This is a genomic window from Streptomyces sp. NPDC002564 (assembly GCF_042889645.1).
GTDB lineage: Bacteria > Actinomycetota > Actinomycetes > Streptomycetales > Streptomycetaceae > Streptomyces.
Window position 1 is genome coordinate 1,651 of the sequence record NZ_JBIARE010000027.1, and the last position, 3,215, is coordinate 4,865.

The window sequence follows — 3,215 nt, forward strand, 5'->3', positions numbered from 1 at the left end:
GTGTGATGGGTGGTTGGTCGTTGTTTGAGAACTGCACAGTGGACGCGAGCATCTGTGGCCAAGTTTTTAAGGGCGCACGGTGGATGCCTTGGCACCAGGAACCGATGAAGGACGTGGGAGGCCACGATAGTCCCCGGGGAGTCGTCAACCAGGCTTTGATCCGGGGGTTTCCGAATGGGGAAACCCGGCAGTCGTCATGGGCTGTCACCCGCTGCTGAACACATAGGCAGTGTGGAGGGAACGCGGGGAAGTGAAACATCTCAGTACCCGCAGGAAGAGAAAACAACCGTGATTCCGGGAGTAGTGGCGAGCGAAACTGGATGAGGCCAAACCGTATGCGTGTGAGACCCGGCAGGGGTTGCGCATACGGGGTTGTGGGATCTCTCTTTTACAGTCTGCCGGCTGTGAGACGAGTCAGAAACCGTTGATGTAGGCGAAGGACATGCGAAAGGTCCGGCGTAGAGGGTAAGACCCCCGTAGTCGAAACATCAGCGGCTCGTTTGAGAGACACCCAAGTAGCACGGGGCCCGAGAAATCCCGTGTGAATCTGGCGGGACCACCCGTTAAGCCTAAATATTCCCTGGTGACCGATAGCGGATAGTACCGTGAGGGAATGGTGAAAAGTACCGCGGGAGCGGAGTGAAATAGTACCTGAAACCGTGTGCCTACAAGCCGTGGGAGCGTCGCGTGCAGCACTTGTGCTGTACGTCGTGACTGCGTGCCTTTTGAAGAATGAGCCTGCGAGTTTGCGGTGTGTTGCGAGGTTAACCCGTGTGGGGAAGCCGTAGCGAAAGCGAGTCCGAATAGGGCGATTTAGTAGCGCGCTCAAGACCCGAAGCGGAGTGATCTAGCCATGGGCAGGTTGAAGCGGAGGTAAGACTTCGTGGAGGACCGAACCCACCAGGGTTGAAAACCTGGGGGATGACCTGTGGTTAGGGGTGAAAGGCCAATCAAACTCCGTGATAGCTGGTTCTCCCCGAAATGCATTTAGGTGCAGCGTCGTGTGTTTCTTGCCGGAGGTAGAGCACTGGATAGGCGATGGGCCCTACCGGGTTACTGACCTTAGCCAAACTCCGAATGCCGGTAAGTGAGAGCGCGGCAGTGAGACTGTGGGGGATAAGCTCCATGGTCGAGAGGGAAACAGCCCAGAGCATCGACTAAGGCCCCTAAGCGTACGCTAAGTGGGAAAGGATGTGGAGTCGCAGAGACAACCAGGAGGTTGGCTTAGAAGCAGCCACCCTTGAAAGAGTGCGTAATAGCTCACTGGTCTAGTGATTCCGCGCCGACAATGTAGCGGGGCTCAAGCGTACCGCCGAAGTCGTGTCATTCCAGCAATAAGCCCCAACGGGTGCTGGGATGGGTAGGGGAGCGTCGTGTGCCGGGTGAAGCTGCGCCGGAAGGCAGTGGTGGACGGTTCACGAGTGAGAATGCAGGCATGAGTAGCGATACATACGTGAGAAACGTGTGCGCCGATTGACTAAGGGTTCCTGGGTCAAGCTGATCTGCCCAGGGTAAGTCGGGACCTAAGGCGAGGCCGACAGGCGTAGTCGATGGATAACCGGTTGATATTCCGGTACCCGCTGTGAAGCGTCAAACATCGAATCAGGCGATGCTAAGTCCGTGAAGCCGTCCCGATCTCTTCGGAGTTGAGGGAAGTGGTGGAGCCGACGAACCAGACTTGTAGTAGGTGAGTGATGGGGTGACGCAGGAAGGTAGTCCAGCCCGGGCGGTGGTTGTCCCGGGGTAAGGGTGTAGGACGTGATCCAGGTAAATCCGGATTACACATAGTCTGAGACCTGATGCCGAGCCGATTGTGGTGAAGTGGATGATCCTATGCTGTCGAGAAAAGCCTCTAGCGAGTTTCATGGCGGCCCGTACCCTAAACCGACTCAGGTGGTCAGGTAGAGAATACCGAGGCGTTCGGGTGAACTATGGTTAAGGAACTCGGCAAAATGCCCCCGTAACTTCGGGAGAAGGGGGGCCATCACCGGTGACGGCATTTACTGCCAGAGCTGGGGGTGGCCGCAGAGACCAGCGAGAAGCGACTGTTTACTAAAAACACAGGTCCGTGCGAAGCCGTAAGGCGATGTATACGGACTGACGCCTGCCCGGTGCTGGAACGTTAAGGGGACCGGTTAGTCAGGATTCGTCCTGGCGAAGCTGAGAACTTAAGCGCCAGTAAACGGCGGTGGTAACTATAACCATCCTAAGGTAGCGAAATTCCTTGTCGGGTAAGTTCCGACCTGCACGAATGGCGTAACGACTTCTCGACTGTCTCAACCATAGGCCCGGTGAAATTGCACTACGAGTAAAGATGCTCGTTTCGCGCAGAAGGACGGAAAGACCCCGGGACCTTTACTACAGTTTGATATTGGTGTTCGGTTCGGCTTGTGTAGGATAGGTGGGAGACTTTGAACCAGCCACGCCAGTGGTTGGGGAGTCGTCGTTGAAATACCACTCTGGTCGTGCTGGATGTCTAACCTCGGTCCGTGATCCGGATCAGGGACAGTGTCTGATGGGTAGTTTAACTGGGGCGGTTGCCTCCCAAAGAGTAACGGAGGCGCCCAAAGGTTCCCTCAGCCTGGTTGGTAATCAGGTGTTGAGTGTAAGTGCACAAGGGAGCTTGACTGTGAGACCGACGGGTCGAGCAGGGACGAAAGTCGGGACTAGTGATCCGGCGGTGGCTTGTGGAAGCGCCGTCGCTCAACGGATAAAAGGTACCCCGGGGATAACAGGCTGATCTTCCCCAAGAGTCCATATCGACGGGATGGTTTGGCACCTCGATGTCGGCTCGTCGCATCCTGGGGCTGGAGTCGGTCCCAAGGGTTGGGCTGTTCGCCCATTAAAGCGGTACGCGAGCTGGGTTTAGAACGTCGTGAGACAGTTCGGTCCCTATCCTCTGTGCGCGTAGGAATATTGAGAAGGGCTGTCCCTAGTACGAGAGGACCGGGACGGACGAACCTCTGGTGTGCCAGTTGTCCTGCCAAGGGCATGGCTGGTTGGCTACGTTCGGAAAGGATAACCGCTGAAAGCATCTAAGCGGGAAGCCTGCTTCGAGATGAGTATTCCCACCCCCTTTGAGGGGTTAAGGCTCCCAGTAGACGACTGGGTTGATAGGCCAGATCTGGAAGCCCGGTAACGGGTGGAGGTGACTGGTACTAATAGGCCGAGGGCTTGTCCTCAGTTGCTCGCGTCCACTGTGTTGGTTCTGAAAC

At 56.5% G+C, this 3,215-nt stretch carries 1 rRNA gene; it reads left to right on the top strand.

The features are described from left to right. The first annotated feature begins 56 nt into the window (after positions 1-56). Positions 57-3,182 (top strand): 23S ribosomal RNA (locus ACFYXE_RS38320). Positions 3,183-3,215 lie beyond the last annotated feature (33 nt).